18 protein-coding genes are annotated in these 17131 nt (G+C 41.1%); 1 reads left to right on the forward strand and 17 read right to left on the reverse strand.

Annotated features, from left to right (window positions below; translation table 11 throughout):
* Nucleotides 1–65: 65 nt before the first annotated feature.
* The 4 genes from P8P68_RS03885 to P8P68_RS03900 all read right to left on the reverse strand — a co-directional run bounded on the left by P8P68_RS03885 (nucleotide 66) and on the right by P8P68_RS03900 (nucleotide 6263).
* Nucleotides 66–1232 carry a MalY/PatB family protein gene (locus P8P68_RS03885; RefSeq protein WP_278276211.1) on the reverse strand — a complete coding sequence of 389 codons (1167 nt, stop codon included), beginning with the start codon at nucleotides 1230–1232 and terminating at the stop codon, nucleotides 66–68.
* 7 nt (nucleotides 1233–1239) lie between these two features.
* Nucleotides 1240–2334, reverse strand: a complete 1095-nt coding sequence (locus tag P8P68_RS03890; protein WP_278276212.1) for a cystathionine gamma-synthase — start codon at nucleotides 2332–2334, stop codon at nucleotides 1240–1242.
* Between the two features lie 145 nt (nucleotides 2335–2479).
* Entirely contained in the window at nucleotides 2480–4438 is a 1959-nt protein-coding gene (locus tag P8P68_RS03895; RefSeq protein WP_278276213.1) for a peptide ABC transporter substrate-binding protein, read from the reverse strand.
* Nucleotides 4439–4640: 202 nt separating this feature from the next.
* Nucleotides 4641–6263: a polysaccharide biosynthesis protein gene (locus P8P68_RS03900; protein WP_278276214.1), complete on the reverse strand. Its 1623-nt coding sequence runs from the start codon at nucleotides 6261–6263 to the stop codon at nucleotides 4641–4643.
* Nucleotides 6264–6368: 105 nt separating this feature from the next.
* On the opposite strand from P8P68_RS03900, the gene P8P68_RS03905 reads away from it, so the two are divergent.
* Nucleotides 6369–7814 carry a UDP-N-acetylmuramoyl-L-alanyl-D-glutamate--L-lysine ligase gene (locus P8P68_RS03905; RefSeq protein ID WP_096406458.1) on the forward strand — a complete coding sequence of 482 codons (1446 nt, stop codon included), beginning with the start codon at nucleotides 6369–6371 and terminating at the stop codon, nucleotides 7812–7814.
* Between the two features lie 35 nt (nucleotides 7815–7849).
* Here the strand turns inward: P8P68_RS03905 and P8P68_RS03910 are convergent, their stop codons facing one another.
* The 13 genes from P8P68_RS03910 to P8P68_RS03970 all read right to left on the reverse strand — a co-directional run bounded on the left by P8P68_RS03910 (nucleotide 7850) and on the right by P8P68_RS03970 (nucleotide 17127).
* Entirely contained in the window at nucleotides 7850–8050 is a 201-nt protein-coding gene (locus P8P68_RS03910; protein WP_000051185.1) for a CsbD family protein, read from the reverse strand.
* 101 nt (nucleotides 8051–8151) lie between these two features.
* Nucleotides 8152–8802: a DUF1803 domain-containing protein gene (locus tag P8P68_RS03915; RefSeq protein WP_000614484.1), complete on the reverse strand. Its 651-nt coding sequence runs from the start codon at nucleotides 8800–8802 to the stop codon at nucleotides 8152–8154.
* Nucleotides 8786–9298 (reverse strand): YiiX/YebB-like N1pC/P60 family cysteine hydrolase, encoded by a 513-nt coding sequence (locus tag P8P68_RS03920; protein ID WP_000892222.1) that lies wholly within the window; start codon nucleotides 9296–9298, stop codon nucleotides 8786–8788. The genes P8P68_RS03915 and P8P68_RS03920 overlap by 17 nt, the downstream gene beginning before the upstream one ends.
* Before the next feature lie 122 nt (nucleotides 9299–9420).
* Nucleotides 9421–9747: a DUF2568 domain-containing protein gene (locus P8P68_RS03925; protein WP_278276215.1), complete on the reverse strand. Its 327-nt coding sequence runs from the start codon at nucleotides 9745–9747 to the stop codon at nucleotides 9421–9423.
* A 53-nt stretch (nucleotides 9748–9800) separates the two neighbouring features.
* Nucleotides 9801–10736, reverse strand: coding sequence for a manganese-dependent inorganic pyrophosphatase (locus P8P68_RS03930; protein ID WP_049519060.1), 936 nt, complete (start codon nucleotides 10734–10736; stop codon nucleotides 9801–9803).
* 85 nt (nucleotides 10737–10821) lie between these two features.
* Nucleotides 10822–11106 (reverse strand): GIY-YIG nuclease family protein, encoded by a 285-nt coding sequence (locus tag P8P68_RS03935; RefSeq protein WP_000349631.1) that lies wholly within the window; start codon nucleotides 11104–11106, stop codon nucleotides 10822–10824.
* The gene (locus P8P68_RS03940; protein WP_000657018.1) at nucleotides 11096–11845 is read right to left on the reverse strand and encodes a tRNA1(Val) (adenine(37)-N6)-methyltransferase; all 750 of its coding nucleotides are present in this window, start codon (nucleotides 11843–11845) and stop codon (nucleotides 11096–11098) included. The genes P8P68_RS03935 and P8P68_RS03940 overlap by 11 nt, the downstream gene beginning before the upstream one ends.
* 53 nt (nucleotides 11846–11898) lie before the next feature.
* Nucleotides 11899–12258 carry a S1 RNA-binding domain-containing protein gene (locus P8P68_RS03945; protein WP_000689620.1) on the reverse strand — a complete coding sequence of 120 codons (360 nt, stop codon included), beginning with the start codon at nucleotides 12256–12258 and terminating at the stop codon, nucleotides 11899–11901.
* A 1-nt stretch (nucleotide 12259) separates the two neighbouring features.
* Complete coding sequence (locus P8P68_RS03950) at nucleotides 12260–13660, reverse strand: bifunctional Cof-type HAD-IIB family hydrolase/peptidylprolyl isomerase (protein WP_278276216.1); 1401 nt, start codon at nucleotides 13658–13660, stop codon at nucleotides 12260–12262.
* 122 nt (nucleotides 13661–13782) lie between these two features.
* Nucleotides 13783–14886: a glycosyl hydrolase family 8 gene (locus tag P8P68_RS03955; RefSeq protein ID WP_278276217.1), complete on the reverse strand. Its 1104-nt coding sequence runs from the start codon at nucleotides 14884–14886 to the stop codon at nucleotides 13783–13785.
* Between the two features lie 8 nt (nucleotides 14887–14894).
* On the reverse strand, nucleotides 14895–16205 hold the full coding sequence (locus P8P68_RS03960) for a glycosyltransferase (RefSeq protein WP_278276218.1): 1311 nt from the start codon (nucleotides 16203–16205) through the stop codon (nucleotides 14895–14897).
* The gene (locus P8P68_RS03965) at nucleotides 16198–16338 is read right to left on the reverse strand and encodes a hypothetical protein (RefSeq protein WP_000176306.1); all 141 of its coding nucleotides are present in this window, start codon (nucleotides 16336–16338) and stop codon (nucleotides 16198–16200) included. The genes P8P68_RS03960 and P8P68_RS03965 overlap by 8 nt, the downstream gene beginning before the upstream one ends.
* A 9-nt stretch (nucleotides 16339–16347) precedes the next feature.
* Nucleotides 16348–17127 (reverse strand): hypothetical protein, encoded by a 780-nt coding sequence (locus P8P68_RS03970; RefSeq protein WP_278276219.1) that lies wholly within the window; start codon nucleotides 17125–17127, stop codon nucleotides 16348–16350.
* Nucleotides 17128–17131: the final 4 nt, after the last annotated feature.

The following is a 17131-nucleotide window of genomic DNA, read 5'->3' on the forward strand; positions in this document are numbered from 1 at the left end:
TATACCACATTTTCCCCTACGAAAATAGCCTTCCAGGAAGACTTTTCTTCTAGAAGGCTGGATTTTTAAAGTGTAGCAAAAGTGGTCACGATGCGTTGGCAAACCTCTTCCAGTACTGACTTCGGCATGGCTACATTGAGGCGGGCATGAAGAGTTCCCTCCTCCCCAAAGTCCAAACCTCGGTTCAAGATAACCTTGGCTTCATTCTTCAAAAGCTCTTGCAAGCGGTCATCCGTTAGATCATAGGCTGAAAAATCAAGCCAGATCAAGTAGGTACCTTGTGGTTTCATGACCTTAATCTTGGTTTCGTTGCCCAAAATATCCACTACATAGTTAATGTGGTCCTCGATAACTTCTTTTAGTTCTCCTAACCAGTCCTTACCATAACGGTAGGCGGCTTCTGTCGCCAAATAACCCAAGCCTGAGATTTCATGTTGGTTATTGGCCAACTGGCGTTTTTGGAAAGAAACACGAAGCTTTGGATTTTCAATAACTGCATAGGAATTCTTGGTCCCAGCAATATTAAAGGTCTTGGTAGCACTGCTCAAAACAAGAGCAAAGTTTTTAAAGTCTGGATTAACGGTATTAAAAGACTGGTGTTTGTGACCAAAGAGGGCCAAATCTTGGTGAATCTCATCTGAAACAAGCAAAACACCGTGTTTTTGGCAGAGATGTCCAATCTTTTCTAACACTTCCTTTTCCCAAACACGACCACCAGGATTGTGAGGATTGCAAAGAATATAGAGTTTGACATCCTCTTCCACCATTTCCTTCTCCAACTGGTCAAAGTCAATCTCAAACAGCCCATCCTTTTCCACCAAAGAATTGGTAATCAATCTGCGATTGTTCAGTTTGACACTGCGGGCAAAAGGAGGATAGACCGGTGTGTTAATCAGAACAGCCTCTCCCTCTTTTGTAAAGGCTTGAATGGCTGTTGAGATGGCCGGTACCACTCCCTCAATAAAGACGAGGGCATCCTTGTCAAAGTGATAGCCGTGTTGACTGGCTTCCCAGTCCTGAACCGACTCAATCAAATCATCACTAGCATAAGTATAGCCATAGACCAACTGATCTGCGTAGGCTTGTACAGCTCGTCGAACCTCAGGCAAAACCACAAAGTCCATATCTGCTATCCAGGCTGGTAGAACTTCGCGATCAGCTTCCGCTTCTTTCCATTTATAGGTATGGTGCCCAAAACGATTGGGCAGGCTTGTAAAATCATATTTTCCCATATCTATCTTATCCTTCCAAAGCTTGGTGCAAGTCCGCAATCAAATCTCTAGCATCCTCAATCCCAATAGACAAACGCAAGAGGTCATCTGTTAAGCCATAGGAATGGCGCACTTCTGCTGGAATATCCGCATGAGTCTGAGTTGTCGGATAGGTGATCAGACTCTCTACCCCACCCAAACTTTCTGCAAATGAGAAGACCTTCAAGCTATTTAAAATATGAGGAATACGTTTTTCATCCACTACTTTAAAGGAAATCATACCCCCACGTCCAGTATAGAGCACTTCCTTGACAGCAGGTGAATCCTTCAAAAAGGCAACCACTTCTTGGGCATTGGCTGTAGAACGCTCCATACGAAGAGGCAGGGTTTTGAGACCACGAATCAACTGATAACTATCAAATGGTGACAAGACCGCACCAGTCGTATTTAGATTGTAGAACAGTTGTTCATATAGTTCTAAACTATTAGTCACAACCACCCCAGCCAAGACATCGTTGTGCCCTGCTAAGTACTTGGTGGCTGAATGAAGAACGATATCCGCGCCGTCTTCAATCGGACGTTGGTAAATCGGACTGTAGAAGGTATTGTCCACCACTACCTTGGCACCCTTGGCATGAGCTAGTTTGGCTAGTTTGGCAATATCAAATTCTAACATCAAGGGATTGGTTGGCGTTTCGATATAGAGAACATCCACATCTTTCTCTAACTCAGCAATCAACTCTTCTTCTGTATTAGCATAGGTAAAATGGAAGCGGCCTTCTTGCTCCACTTGGTTGAACCAACGGAAAGAACCCCCATACAGATCGCGCACAGCCAAGACTTTACTCCCTACTGGAAAAACACTAAAGGCCAGTACAATCGCAGCCATACCTGAGCTCGTTGCTAGGGCATAGTCCGCTGATTCGATTGCAGCCAAAACCTCCTCCGCCTTACTGCGAGTTGGGTTTTTAGTACGGGTATAGTCAAAACCCGTAGACTGACCGAACTCTGGATGCTGATAAGTGGTTGAAAAATGAAGCGGTGTTACCAAGGCACCTGTAGCCTCATCTGACTTGATCCCAGCCTGGGCCAAAATTGTGTTGATGTGTAGTTCTTTGCTCATACAATACCTCCAAATCTATAGTAACTATTGTACCACTTATTTTCACTAACTCATTTTCTTGTTTTCAAGAGCTAGTTATAGTTTCAAACTATATAAAAACGATAGTTCCTTGAGAAACTATCGTTTTTCCTGTTGAATAGACTGGTTATTTAACGTGTTTTGCCAGTTCTTCTTGGGCTTTTTTATTTGATTCTTCTTTTTCTTTCAGCCATTTTTCTTTAGCTTTTTCATACTCATCAGCCGTTACAGTCTTATCTTGCAACTTGAGATACTTGTATGATTCGACACCCTTATTTCCAGCTTGTGAGAATGGTGATGAGAATGGAACTGTCTTTCTCAAGGTCGGTGTTCCACCCTGAGAAACGTTTGGAATTGCAAGGGCGCTATCAACGAGCCAAGCTTGAATTTCAGCATATTTTTCATAACGTTTTGCTGGATCTTGCTCCTTGTTCGCTTCTTCTAACATTTGAGTGTAAGTATCCAGACCAACTGCCTTAGCCTTGTCATTGACCTCACCTGGTTCTAGACCAATGTTTTGCAACATACCACCGTTATTGACATTTAAGATATCAAGATAACTTGATGGATCCAAGTAGTCCGCACTCCAACCGCCATTATAGATATCAAAGTCTTTTTGAGCTGCAGTTTGAGCTAGATAGCTAGAGTTGTCAAAGTCATCTGTTGATAGCTGTTGGATATCGATAACCACATTCTCAGCTCCTAGAACAGATTCGATGGATTGTTTCAAAGAGCTTGCTTCAAGTACACCTTTTTTAGCTGATTGGTCGACTGATACGTCCAAGTGGATTGGGAATTGCACACCCTTAGCTTCCAATTCTTTCTTAGCTTCTGCAAATTTAGCTTTAGCCTTGTCAGGATTGTAGTATGGATCTTGCGCATCTGCAAAGTTGATTCCTTGCCATTCTTGGCCATAGTTGACCATCTTTTCTGAAACAACATCGCCAAAGTCTTTTCCGTTGATACTTACAAATGTTGGAGGTACAACCAAGTTACGAATAATCTTTGTTGCTCCGTCCTCCCCTTGAGATTGTGCTCCATAGGCTGTACGGTTATAAGCATAGTTGAAGGCTTGACGGAAGTTTTTATTCAGAACTGCTTCTTGGGTTGATTTCTTTTCGATATCTGAGGATTTAGAAGTGAAGTTATAAGATTTTCTGTCCAAGTTGAAGTTCAAGTAATAAGAAGTTGCATTTTGCATACTATAGATGATGTTATCCTTGTTCTTCTCTTTAATGCCTTCAAAGCTTGAGCTATTTGGATAGAGACGCGCGTAGCTATAGACTCCTTCTACAAAGTTACGTGCTAGTGCATCTTGGTCACTACCATCATAATAGGCCAATTTCACATCATCCACAAAGACATTTTTTTCATCCCAGTAGTTGGGATTTTTCTTGAATTCGATAACAGATTTTGAAACAAACGATTTCATCAAGAAAGGTCCATTGTACAAAATACTAGAAGGGTCTACCTTACCAAAGTCATCCCCTTTTGATTTTAAGAAATCTGCATTGACAGGGAAGAGAATGGTTGAAGTTGTTTTAGAATTCCAATAAGATTCTGGACGTGTCAAAGTGTACTGAACCGTTTGGTCGTCAATCGCCTTAACACCGACAGTTGAAAAGTCAGTTGTTTTCCCGTTGATATAGTCATCCAAACCTGCTACCGAGTCTTGAACCAGGTACAAGGCTTCGGATTTTTTATCAGCAGCATATTTCAAACCTGTCACAAAGTCTTGGGCCGTTACAGGGGCGTATTCTTCACCCTCATAAGTATACCATTTTGCATCCTTACGCAATTTGTAAGTATAGGTCAAACCGTCCTGAGAAACAGTCCAATCCTCTGCCAACGATGGAACATAGTTACCGTATTGGTCATTTTCCATCAACCCATCCACCAAATTGGTCACGATGTCATTGGTTGTTGCACGGTTTTCTGCAAGATAGTTCAAACTAGATGGATCGCTCGAATAAACATAGTTATATGTTTTAGAAGCGCTACTTGAATTTCCACATGCGCTCAGTAGAATACCAGCGCTTAACACGACACTTGCAAGTGTCAGATACTTGGCCTTAGACTTTTTCATTTCCAGAACCTCCTGTTTAAAAGTTTTGTCTTATTATACAGCTTTAGTTTTATTTAGTCAAGTAATTTCTAAAGAAAAACTTAAAAAAACATATTTTTTGCTCTTGATTTTAGAAAAAGTTCTCTTTTTTTAAGAAAAATGTAGTATAAAAACCTTTCTGTTAAAGAAAGGTTAAATTCATTACTTTTATTTATAAATCTTTTTACGATATTTTCAATCGTGTACGTAGCCGGTCTGCTTGAGCTTTGCCGATTATCTTGTCTAAGAGTCGTGTCCGTAGGCTCATCAAACCATAAAGACCTCCTCCAAGCCCTCCGATGAGAGCCACATAAAGGAAACTCCAGAAACGTCCACTTGGTTGGAAGACAAAACCGAGTAGCCACTGCAAGAAGCCAACTAGGATAAACATGACAAGGGTCAAGATGGTAATCAAGATGGTTCGCTTCAATATAATCTTTCGACGAGCACCTGTTACCTGGCAGATGTCTCGGTACATCAAGACATTTGGAATAATCAAGCCGATAGTCGTTGAAATCAAAGGACCGTAGCTGTGGAAAATAGCTATGGTTGGCAATTGCAAGACGATCTTAGCAATGGAACCATAGATGAAGTAAAGAACTGCCTTGCGGTTTCGGAACATGGCCTGAAGCATAGGAGACAAGACCATATACAATCCTAGGATAGTAGACTGCAAAACTGCAAAGACAAATAAGCCCATGGCCAGACTATCTGGCTTACCGTAAAAAACTGTATAAAGAGGCTCCCCTACCATGACCACTCCAACCGTTGCAGGCAGTAGAAATAAGAAGAGCATGGTAAGGCTATCTTGGACTAGGCGAGCCGCCGCCTGCAAGTCGCCTTTTACATAGTTTTCCGTCAACAGCGGCAAGCCGACACTCCCGATTGAAACTCCCACAGAGATTAAAATCATAGTAATTTTATTAGGATTGGCTGAGAAATAAGAAAACATGACAACCAAGTCTTCATTGCTGTAGTTAGTAAACCACTTCATACTATTGATAAAGGTCATCTGGTCTAAGATTTGGAAGAGTTGAATGGCTGATCCTGTCAGGATAAAGGGAATGGCTTCCTTGATGGTATCGACTAAGAGTCGCTTACTATTGATCTTATCCCGTGTTTCAAAAACTCTTTTAAGCAAACCTTCTTGGGCAAGGAAATAAATCAAGACTGCAAAACTTGCCACCATCCCCACAAAGGCCGCAAAGGTCGATTGGGTAACGGCTGATAAGTAGTCACCAGAACCCATCTTCATAATGAAGAAGGTTGCCATCAACATCCAGATAACACGGATTACCTGCTCGGCGATTTGACTCATAGCATAGGGTTTCAGGTTATTCATCCCTTGGAAGAATCCTCTGATGACACTCATAGATGGGAAAATCAAGACTGCCCAAGCCAAGCTATGCATGATGGGAATCAGGTCTTTCCCCACACCTGACAAATCTGCTAACCAGGGAGAAAAGAGATACAAGACCAAGGCAAAGACCAGTCCCAAGCCAGTCATAAAGCCTAGGAAACTCCGAATCAAGGCAAAGCTGTGCTCTTCTTCCCGCATGGTATTGTATTTAGCCACTTGTTTTGCGACCGCAACTGGGATACCCGCTGTTGAAATCAGCAAGAACCAAGCATAAATATTATAACCCATAGTAAAGAGTCCATTTGCCTTAGCGGCATAAGTCCCCATCCAGATATACCAGGGAATAATATAGATAGCACCAAGGAGGCGACTAATAAAGTTACTAGCTGTTAGCCAAGCAGTCCCTCGCAACATCTGGGCTTGCTGGTGATTGTTTTCGTTAGACATAGCTTCCTCATTCAATTTTGATAACTAGGAAAAGTTCCTTATCTTCCATTATAAACTTTTCCTTGTTACTTGTAAAATTCAGACTTTCGGTTTACAATAGAAAGTATGATAAAGATTGAAACTATATTAGACATTTTAAAAAATGATGGTCTCTTCCGTGAGATTATCGACCAAGGACATTACCACTACAACTACAGCGATGTTATTTTTGACAACATCAGTTACGATAGCCGAACAACCAAAGAAAATACTCTATTTTTTGCAAAAGGCGCTGCATTTAAAAAAGAATACCTCATTTCTGCTATAAGTCAAGGTTTAGCTTGGTATGTCGCAGAAAAGGACTATGAAGTCGGTATCCCCGTCATCGTTGTGAACGATATCAAAAAAGCCATGAGTTTGATTGCTATGGAATTTTATGGTAATCCCCAAGAGAAACTCAAAATTCTCGCTTTCACAGGGACAAAAGGAAAAACAACAGCAGCTTACTTTGCATACAACATCCTATCTCAACGCTACCCAACAGCCCTTTTGTCAACTATGAACACAACTCTAGATGGCAAGACTTTCTTTAAATCTTCCTTTTCAACACCTGAAAATATCGATCTTTTCGACATGATGGCTCAGGCTGTTAAAAATGGTAGAACCCATCTCGTAATGGAAGTCTCTAGTCAAGCCTATCTAGTCCATCGAGTCTATGGTCTGACCTTTGATGTAGGAGTCTTTCTTAACATCACTCCTGACCATATCGGACCAATTGAGCATCCGACTTTTGAAGATTACTTCTACCATAAACGTCTCTTGATGAAAAATAGCCGAGCAGTTGTCATTAACAGCGACATGGACCACTTTTCTGTCTTGAAAGAGCAAGTTGAACATCAAGAGCATGATTTCTACGGTAGTCAGTCGAGCAACCAAATCGAGAATTCCAAAGCCTTTAGCTTTTCAGCTACAGGTAAACTCGCTGGTGATTATGATATCCTACTCATCGGCCACTTTAATCAAGAAAATGCAGTCGCTGCTGGACTTGCCTGCCTTCGTCTAGGTGCTAGTCTAGAGGACATCAAAAAAGGAATCGCTGCAACCCGAGTTCCTGGACGTATGGAAGTCCTCACACAGAAAAATGGTGCTAAAGTCTTCATCGACTATGCCCACAACGGGGACAGTCTAAAAAAACTCATCAATGTAGTTGAAACTCATCAAACTGGAAAAATCGCTCTGGTTCTCGGTTCGACTGGAAACAAGGGGGAGAGTCGTCGCAAAGACTTTGGTCTCCTCCTCAATCAACATCCTGAGATTCAAGTCTTTCTCACAGCTGATGACCCCAACTATGAAGATCCAATGGTGATTGCGGAAGAAATCAGCAGCTATATCAGTCATCCTGTTGAAAAGATTGCCGATCGCGAACAAGCCATCAAGGCAGCGATGGCCATCACAAATCAAGAACTAGATGCCGTGATTATTGCGGGTAAGGGTGCTGATCGCTACCAAATCGTCAATGGAGTGAAAGAATCCTACCCTGGTGACGCAGCTGTCGCAGAACGTTACCTATAAAATCAAAAAATCAAGGGAAGTTTTCCCTTGATTTTTTAGTCTTCTTTCTTAAATGAGTTTTTAAGACCTTCAACGGCACCTTCTACAGCACCTTTAGCATCTTCAACAACTTCTTTTGCTTTGGCAACTGTTTTTTCTACAGCACCTTCTGCTTCAGTTTTGCTATCGCCAGTAACTTTACCAAATCCTTCTTTGATAGCACCAGTTGCTTGTTCCAATTTATTTTCAAGTGACATAGCTCTGTCTCCTTTTGTTTTAATACGATAATGGTTATCGCTTACATTTAGTTTATGCTTATTCTTTAGCAAAGTCAAACAATCTGCTCAAAATGAAGCAATTAAGGTAAATAGAAAGTCAATCGTTCCTTGTCAAAGTCAACAGCCAACTCATACTTCCCTTCTTCGTTTTGCACAACATAGCCCAAGACGACTAGACTCTCAACGAAGATATCACGGCGTTTCTGTATCAGCTGGTCTTTTTTGAGAAACTTCAGTAAAAAGGTCGTCATATACTTGAGGGCATACTCAGGATTGACATCTCCCAAAATGGCATAGAGTTCCTGCTGCTTTTCTGTCAAAGGATATTGATTCTTGACCTTGTAGAAATAATTAGACAGGGTCATCTTTTCTCTAGCAAAATCTGTAGATTCGACTAAAATGGCAGCATTGGTTTGATTGCGCAATTCTGTCTCAAAAGTCTTCTCTAACAGAGCATGATAAACTGGACTGTCCTCTCTGATAAAAATTTCTTGGTCAAGGGTTAGATTGTCTATCGATTCTAGAAAAGAGAGATTGAGAAAATAGCGTTTGTTGTCCCTTCGGATCAAACCGGCCTTAATATACTCTTCCATGAGTTTATCAACTGCTACATCTGGAAACTGGGCCTTGATTTCTCGAAGGATCACATCGTCATGCTGGTCCAGATAGTCCACCAAATCTATAAAAAATGGCTGCCGAGTCAAACGAGAGGGATTAAAAATCTGAATCATGAAGATTCCTTTCTTTACATTCTAAAAGAGGGGATGCTGCTAGTTGACTAGGATTGGTCCCTGGCTGATTCAGAGGCACAGGAAATTTGAGTTTCCTGTAATATTCCCTCCAAAAATCACTAATCTCCTGCTCCCCATCACCAAATTTCATGGGAATAGTTTCAAAAATCGGTAGGATTTCAGCGATATACTGGGAGCAATAAAAGCCATTCCCATCCGGATAAAAAGAGGCATTATAGGGTGCACCCAAATGTTTGCTAGCTCTCTCCTTTACCAAGTCAGCTTCCAGCTCTGGATAGACATAAAGATCGTAGAGATGAGTTGGTTCAAAAAAATCAGCTGGTTCTTGACAAATGACACCAGCTTGCCCACTAGCATGGTAGATGAAACCGTCCAAAAAAATGGCTACATGACTATAGTTACCGGTAGAAGCCAGGATGGCCTGCCCCATATCTGAAAGGTCCTTCACAAAAATCAAATCACCATTTTCTAACATCTTTCTCTCCTAGAAAAAAAGGAGCCGAAACCCCTTTAGCTATATGGAAAACACTGTTTTCTCGTGTCAATCTCCAGTCAAATAATTACCATTTAAATAATTCATTAAATATATTATAAGAATCACTCTAGCTGAAAATAATAAAGCAGACCCAAACTTCCAAAAGACAGAGCTAAGTATAGGATTCCTATTTGCAATCCATACAAATGCCAAAAACTACCACTAACTAAAATAAAAATCGATGTCTCAGCAACGAGGCGATGCCATTTTTTAAAAGCATGTGGAGATTTTGGTGCCATATATCGTGCCCAAAATAAGATTAATAGAACTGCTAGAAGGAAAAATAGGAATTTTTCTAGCCAAGAAATTTGTATCACAGACACGGAGAAAAGACCAAGAATTGCGACAACTTCAACCAAAAAGTGCAGTCCTTCAATCAATCGCATCATGCTATCACCTTCTATAAATAGTCAAATTAACAGTTCCAAATATTCCTTAAGAATTACCCATTAAAGCTTTCTGTCAACTGAGGCACCACTTGTTTCTTACGTGAAACAGCACCTGGAAGGAAAGCGTGGTTGTTTTCAAGTTTGAAGTTGAAAGCTGCTTCGACCTTGTCCATGTTTGATCCAAGAGCAAGGATTTCTGAGTTTGAGTTGACGATGTCTGTAATCATCAAAACAAAGTCAGAGTAGCCGTTTGCTGTATTGGCAGCTTGCATTGCTGCTTCGATTTCAGCTTGGCGTTCCAAGACTTCAGCAATATCAACTGTGTTAACCTGAGCAACACGAACCTTATTTCCGTTGAGTTCAAATGTCTTAGCATCGATGTCAATCAATTCTTCAGCAGATTTACTAGCCAAGTTTGTACCAGCTTTCAGCATAGCCAAACCGTACTCTTCCAAGTTGACACCAGCTAATTCTGCCAATTCAGGAGCAATGACTTTATCAGATGGGTGAGTTGTTGGTGATTTCAAAAGAAGAGTATCTGAAATCAAACCTGAAAGCATCAAACCTGCGATTTCTTTAGGAACAGCTACACCATGCTCTTTGAACATGCGATAAACGATAGAAGACGCTGATCCAACTGGTTCCAAACGCATGTAAAGTGGGCTGGCAGTTTCAAAATTAGCCACACGGTGGTGATCCACAACTCCGTAAACTTCTACTTCAGCGATATCTGACACTGACTGTTGGAATTCATTGTGGTCAGTCAAGATGACTTGCTCTGCACCTTCTGCTTTAGCAGATGTGATGACGCGTGGTGCTTCTACACCAAAATAGTTCAAAACGAAGGCTGTTTCTTCATTAGGAGTTCCAAGTGCTACTGCTTCTGTGTCCAATCCATAAGCCTCTTTTGCAAGGTAAGCAAAGGCTACAGATGACCCGATGGCATCTGAGTCTGGATTTTGGTGACCAAATACTAGAATCTTAGACATGATAATACCTCTTTAAATTTATTCATCTTATTGTAGCACTTTTTTCCTCTTTTGACAAAAGTAAGAGGAGCCAAAAGACTCCTCCTTAGACATCAATATGGTTGACTAGATTTTTCTCTTGATTTTCAGATAAAAATCGTTCTTTCTGAGGACGTTTCTTTCGTTTGAGGAGAGCCTCGGCAGACATGGCTTCTTCCTTACTGGCAAAACCCTCTACATAGATGAGTTTGACTGGCAAGCGAGCTCGGGTATACTTGGCTCCCTTACCACTATTATGAACGGCAAGGCGCCTCTTCACATCCGTTGTATAGCCCGTATAGTAAGAACCGTCGCGACACTCCACCACATACATATAGGCCTTATGATCCATAGTAAATCTCTTGAATTTCTGGTGTATAAGAACCATCATCATTGTGAACGATGAGTGGTGGCAAGACCTTAAAGCCACTGGTCGATCCATCCTTGATAGCTTCGATTAAGAGCATATTAGCCTCCTTCTCACGTTTAGGATAGACAAATTGCAGGCGCTTGGGTGCTAAATTATGGCGTTGAAGCATGTCTAAGATATCCAAGAGCCGATCTGGACGATGAACCATGGCCAAACGGCCATTAGACTTGAGAATACTCTGAGCACTACGGCAAATTTCTTTTAGGTTAGTCGTAATTTCGTGTCTGGCCAGAAGGTAATGTTCACTCTCGTTCAGATTGGAATGCGGATCCACCTTAAAATAAGGCGGATTGCACAAAATCATATCCACCTTACTTCCCTGAATGTGGGCAGGCATATTTTTCAAATCATCACAGATGACCTGCATCTGCTCTTCCAAGCCATTCAACTGAACCGAACGCTCTGCCATATCCGCCAAGCGCTCCTGAATCTCTACAGATATTATCCGCGCCTGAGTACGTGAACTAGCAAAAAGTCCCACTGCACCATTTCCAGCACAAAAGTCCACAATTAAACCCCGTTTAGGGAAGCGAGGAAAGCGTGATAAAAGAACACTATCCACCGAATAGCTAAACACCTCTCTATTTTGGATGATTTTGATATCTGTCGAAAAGAGCTGATTGATTCGCTCTCCTGGTTTTAATAATTGTTCTTCTTTCATACTTTTATTATAACAAATGATGTTAATATTACAAACGATTTAAATAATCGTATTTATGGCTTCTTCTTTAAATACTCTAGTGCCTCACGCGTCCAAACAGGCATCATTCGCCCAAGTGGTGCAAAACCGTGCTTGATCCGATCATTTGAAAAACGTCTCCGTCTTGGCAATTGATGTTTTTCCTCTTCCAAGGTACGGATAGAAAGACTAGCCTTCCCAGTGTATTCGTCAAAATCCACCACCTGAACTTGGACTTCATCACCAATTTTTAAAATGTCATAGATATTTTCAATAAATCCCGTCCGAATCTCCGAGATGTGAATCAGCCCTGTCACCCCTGTCTCTAACTCAACAAAGGCACCGTAGGGCTGAATTCCTGTAATACGCCCAGTCAGCTTATCACCAATTTTCATTCTAGTCCTCAATTTCAATCGTTTCAATTACTACATCTTCAACTGGTTTGTCCATTGCACCAGTCTCAACAGCTGCAATGGCATCCAAGACCGCAAAAGATTCAGCATCTAGCAACTGCCCGAAAACAGTATGACGACGGTCAAGGTGAGGAGTTCCACCTTGTTCTGCATAAATCTCAGCGATCGGTTCAGGCCAGCCACCACGCGCAATCTCTTTCTTAGAGTACGGCAAGTGTTGGTTTTGCACGATAAAGAACTGGCTACCATTGGTATTTGGGCCCGCATTGGCCATAGAAAGGGCACCACGGATATTATAGAGTTCTTCAGAAAATTCATCTTCAAAAGAGTCACCGTAGATTGACTCGCCCCCCATACCAGTACCAGTTGGGTCTCCACCTTGGATCATAAAGTCCTTGATAATTCGGTGGAAAATGACACCATCATAGTAACCGTCTTTTGACAGAGCAACAAAGTTTGCTACTGTTTTGGGAGCATGTTCAGGGAAGAGCTTGATACGCAAGTCTCCGTGATTTGTTTTAATGGTCGCTAGCGGACCTTCTACTGTTTCAATGTCTACTTGTGGGAAATGCAATTCTTTTTCTACCATACCAAATCCTTCTAAGGCATCAAAAATGCCATCTTCTTCTACTGTTTTTGTAATATAATCTGCTTTTTCTTTGATTTTATCATGAGAAATTCCCATAGCAATACTGATTCCAGCATAATCAAAGAGTTCCAAGTCATTGAGACCATCCCCAAAGACCATGACATTCTCTGGTTTCAAGCCTAGATGTTCTACAACCTTGGCTACACCAGTTGCTTTGGATCCTGAAATCGGCACGATATCAGATGAATGTTCATGCCAACGCACCATGCGAAGTTTATCCGATAAAGACTCTGGTAGGTGCAAGTCATCCCCTTTATCCTCAAAGGTCCACATCTGGTAAATATCTGCTTTTTCATGGAAGTTAGGATCCACATCCAAGTTTGGATAAATCGGATCAATAGCTTCACTGATCAGTTCTGTTCGCGTGGAGAGTTTGGCGTCATGACTACCAACCAGGCCGTACTCAATTCCCTCTTCCTTCGTCCAAGAAATGTACTCCACAACATCTGACTTGTCAATCTGATGTTGATAAATGACCTGACCTTTTTTATCTTCTATATAGGCCCCATTTAGGGTTACAAAAAAGTCCGGTTTGAGCTCACGAATCTCTGGAACAACACCGAAAATACCTCGCCCAGAGGCGATACCTGTTAAAATCCCTTTCTCTCGCAACTGCTTAAAAACAGTGGGAATTGTAGCTGGAATAAAGCCCGTCTTTGACGTACGCAAGGTATCATCAATATCAAAAAAGACAATTCTAATCTTCTTTGCCTTGTATTTTAATTTTGCATCCATCTCTCTACCTCTTTTTTATCACTCTTTCCATTATACCATAAAGCTGATGAAATTCCCTTTTTGAAAAAAGATGAAAATCCTATCAAAAAGAGAGCCAGTAAAACTAGCCCTCTCTTTTCATCCTAGAACATCTCTAGAGCAATCATGGTAATCATCGTTGCATCATAGTAGTTGTCCAAAGGTAAATCTTGTGTGAAAATGTATTTATTTTGCTGAAGAAGTTTTAGATAACCTTCTCCCTTGTCAGATGCATAGGTAATCGGTGCCAAGAAACTACCTGCCTGGTATTGATTGAGGGCAGATCCATTCAAGTCATATCCAGCATAAATGCGTTGCTCTTTCATAAAGAAATCCATCATCTTTTGAACGAGTTTTTGGCTTCTTTCATCCTGGCTCTGTGACAGGTGATAAGGCAAACGACAAGCGTTATAAGAATACGCTCCATCGTATTGAGATTCGATAGTGTTGGCATCAACAAGACGTGCCTCAGACTTCTCAGCCCAGATAAAGTCTGGCAAGAGACCCGTATCAGAATGAGAACTGATTTGCTCCAATTGCCCAAGCATCTTATCCTTAACATCTAACCACTGTTTGTTTCCAGTCAGGTCATAGAAAGATTGGAAATAGTGAGGAAGAGTATCAGACGTCCGCATCAAGTAATAATAATCAGAATCCTTGTTTGCCCAGTTTCCTACTGTTAAAACACCTGTCTCTTCATTGTAGTTGTACTTAAGGATATCATCCAAGATTTTTTTAGCTTGCGCTTGGTATTCCTGCGCCTTATCTGGCCACTGCTTGGCAGCTTCAATCAAAGAATAAGCGATGTAGAGATCCCCATCAGTTGCGTTCTGCTTCTCAACCGTTTCACTACCATTTGTGATCACTTGCTTCCAAGACATCAACTGCGTTCCCTCGATACGATGATTTTGATAATAGCGATAAAGACTCTCAAAATCTGCTTGACTTGCTTGCCCTTTTTGGGCTGCTAAAACCGTTATGAGCATGCCGTAACTTTGGGCTTCTGATAGAACTGTCGTTTCCTCAGAATCATTTGTCGTACGAACATAAGACTGATCACCTTTTGTAACAAGGAACTGTTGGCTCCATTGGCTGTAAATTCGATTACGCATCTCGACTTTACTCCTTCCTCTTGCTAAAAACAAGGCTAAACAAAAGATAGAAAGGATGAGCACAAACCAGACATATTTTAATTTATTCGTTTTCATAGAACCTCCTATCCTGCAAATCGTTTGGTTTTAACCCACTTGGTTTCTTTTCGTCGGAGTACTTTATCCAGCACGATTGAAGAAATGGAATCAACGGATACAACGATAAACATCTGTGCATAAGAGAAATAGGCTGCCAGGGCTAACCAGATTTGTTTAGTTGTCGCTTGTCCAAATTGACTTGCCAATGCTGTCATAATTTGCATCAAATAGAGACCAATCATGAGAATCCAGTTAAAGAGCATGAGCTGGGCGATGTAGATATTGTCCGCATCAAAAGCAAATGGAACCCTGACATCTGGGAAGAAAAGATTAAGACAGATCGCTAGCACATTCGCTAGGAAAATCAAATCCGAAAGAACAATAGCAAAGTTAAACCAAAAGAAAACACAAGAATAGTTAAAGACTTCTAGTTTAACGCGCCAGTTTGCTCTGCCAAATAAATGCTTAAAGTTCGAGAGAACAACTTCATAATTTCCTTTCGCCCAACGTTTCCGCTGCATATAGTAACTCTTTAAGGTCTCAGGTTCTTGTTGGAAAGCCTCTGAATTATAGGCAAGGGCAATCAATTTACCACTCTGCATGATTTTGAAGGAAATATCGGTATCCTCAGTTAAGGCACCATTTTTCCAACCACCGATACTCTTTACAAAGTCGGTTTGAATGATAAAGTTGGTTCCTGGGATACGCCCAATTTTAAAGAGATGCCACATCCCAACGTGGTGCACGCGCTGAGTAACAACGATCTCTTGGTTGATACAACGAGTCAAGAAATTTTGGTTGGCGTTTCGAGTCTTGTTGCGGCCAAAAGATGCCACGTGGCGTTCTGGGTCCTTCATCACTTCTTTGACAAGGAAATAAAGGGCGTTCTTTTCAGGCATAGCATCCGCATCATAAACACAGATGTATTCGCCTGTTGCCATCTCCAAAGCATCGTTTAGAACGCCCGCTTTTCCTCCCGTACCAGTACGGTCTATAATGGTTAGATTTCTTTCAGCATATTCTGGCATGGCTTGTACAGACAAGCATTCAGCATAAGTGTTATCCGAACAGTTATCCGCAAATAAGAGCAATTCCACACGATCGTGAGGATAATTCATATCCAAGATAGCTTTTGCCGTTTGGGCAATAACCACATCCTCATTATGAGCAGGAACAACAATGGTGACCTTAGGATAATAAGGTAGCGGCGAAGTGTCTACACGAAAATCACTGTGTTTAAACCAAAAGTGTACTGCCGAAAAGAGAATTACCAAGCCCCAAGCTAGAGAAATCCAAATTGTAAGCAAGGTAAAAATCATTACCATTTGACTAATCATGATTCACCGCCTTAAAATTTTTGTTCACTCGATGGTAAAGAATATTGTATGCAATAAATAGTATGATAAAACAAATGCCAAAGGCGAGACTGAGTGCCAAAGCAATACCAAAAAATAGTTCGGTTAAAGTCATGTTTCCCTCCTAATATTCTACAATTACATCTGTCTCTAGTTGACGTTTGAGATGACTGGCGACATCCGCGTAGTCTTGGTATTTATCTTTATTATCAGAGTTAATCACCAAATAGCCTGTTTGGAACTGAATTCCTTGATTGCCATCTTCTCCATGAAAAACTAAACTGCTCAGTTTCTCCTGCAAACCATTCAAATAAAGTTCCTTCAAAGAATGTTGGTTAGTACTCGATAGAACGAGAAAATTACCATCCGAAACGTAATAGAGCTTATCATTGTAACTCAATTCCTGAGCAATTCCCTCTTGAATACGACTGAGCATCTGGTTATGTTCTTTTGGTTTAATCTGGAAGAACAAATCTTCATGTGCCCAATGAATCAATAAAGATTGAACCGTAACATCACTTTGTTCAGTGACCATAGCTTGGTAATCTGCTCGAGCTGCGTCTTCCTGTTCTTGGACCTTTGAGGCCACCTTGAAGAAATAATAACGAACCTTAAGTAGAATCCCAATCAAAAGAGGAAAACTGATTAATAAGAAGATCAGTTGCATGATTGGGATGTAAACCACACCCGCAACCAAAACGATAAGTCCAAAACCAAATGCTAAGATAAGGGTCCAAGTAAGCAAAAGGTCAGATAATACCAACACGGCAAACAAGGCTAAAGCCAAAAACAAGATTTGTTCTAAAATGATTGCTCGAGCATACAAAAAACAAAGCACCAAAAGAATGACCTCACAAGCAAGCAAAGCCATAAGCCAGTTTTTAAATTGACTCCAATTTTTCATTTTA

The organism is Streptococcus sp. D7B5, assembly GCF_029691405.1.
Classification (GTDB): Bacteria; Bacillota; Bacilli; order Lactobacillales; family Streptococcaceae; genus Streptococcus.

Bases quoted from the DNA above. Each gene is read 5' to 3' on its own strand.
- P8P68_RS03950 (WP_278276216.1), bottom strand. From the start codon at position 13,660: ATGGATGCAAAATTAAAATACAAGGCAAAGAAGATTAGAATTGTCTTT.
- P8P68_RS03930 (WP_049519060.1), bottom strand. From the start codon at position 10,736: ATGTCTAAGATTCTAGTATTTGGTCACCAAAATCCAGACTCAGATGCC.
- P8P68_RS03965 (WP_000176306.1), bottom strand. From the start codon at position 16,338: ATGACTTTAACCGAACTATTTTTTGGTATTGCTTTGGCACTCAGTCTC.
- P8P68_RS03885 (WP_278276211.1), bottom strand. From the start codon at position 1,232: ATGGGAAAATATGATTTTACAAGCCTGCCCAATCGTTTTGGGCACCAT.
- P8P68_RS03935 (WP_000349631.1), bottom strand. From the start codon at position 11,106: ATGGATCATAAGGCCTATATGTATGTGGTGGAGTGTCGCGACGGTTCT.
- P8P68_RS03925 (WP_278276215.1), bottom strand. From the start codon at position 9,747: ATGATGCGATTGATTGAAGGACTGCACTTTTTGGTTGAAGTTGTCGCA.
- P8P68_RS03970 (WP_278276219.1), bottom strand. From the start codon at position 17,127: ATGAAAAATTGGAGTCAATTTAAAAACTGGCTTATGGCTTTGCTTGCT.
- P8P68_RS03915 (WP_000614484.1), bottom strand. From the start codon at position 8,802: ATGATTCAGATTTTTAATCCCTCTCGTTTGACTCGGCAGCCATTTTTT.
- P8P68_RS03920 (WP_000892222.1), bottom strand. From the start codon at position 9,298: ATGTTAGAAAATGGTGATTTGATTTTTGTGAAGGACCTTTCAGATATG.
- P8P68_RS03890 (WP_278276212.1), bottom strand. From the start codon at position 2,334: ATGAGCAAAGAACTACACATCAACACAATTTTGGCCCAGGCTGGGATC.
- P8P68_RS03900 (WP_278276214.1), bottom strand. From the start codon at position 6,263: ATGTCTAACGAAAACAATCACCAGCAAGCCCAGATGTTGCGAGGGACT.
- P8P68_RS03960 (WP_278276218.1), bottom strand. From the start codon at position 16,205: ATGATTAGTCAAATGGTAATGATTTTTACCTTGCTTACAATTTGGATT.
- P8P68_RS03955 (WP_278276217.1), bottom strand. From the start codon at position 14,886: ATGAAAACGAATAAATTAAAATATGTCTGGTTTGTGCTCATCCTTTCT.
- P8P68_RS03895 (WP_278276213.1), bottom strand. From the start codon at position 4,438: ATGAAAAAGTCTAAGGCCAAGTATCTGACACTTGCAAGTGTCGTGTTA.
- P8P68_RS03905 (WP_096406458.1), top strand. From the start codon at position 6,369: ATGATAAAGATTGAAACTATATTAGACATTTTAAAAAATGATGGTCTC.
- P8P68_RS03910 (WP_000051185.1), bottom strand. From the start codon at position 8,050: ATGTCACTTGAAAATAAATTGGAACAAGCAACTGGTGCTATCAAAGAA.
- P8P68_RS03940 (WP_000657018.1), bottom strand. From the start codon at position 11,845: ATGAAAGAAGAACAATTATTAAAACCAGGAGAGCGAATCAATCAGCTC.
- P8P68_RS03945 (WP_000689620.1), bottom strand. From the start codon at position 12,258: ATGAAAATTGGTGATAAGCTGACTGGGCGTATTACAGGAATTCAGCCC.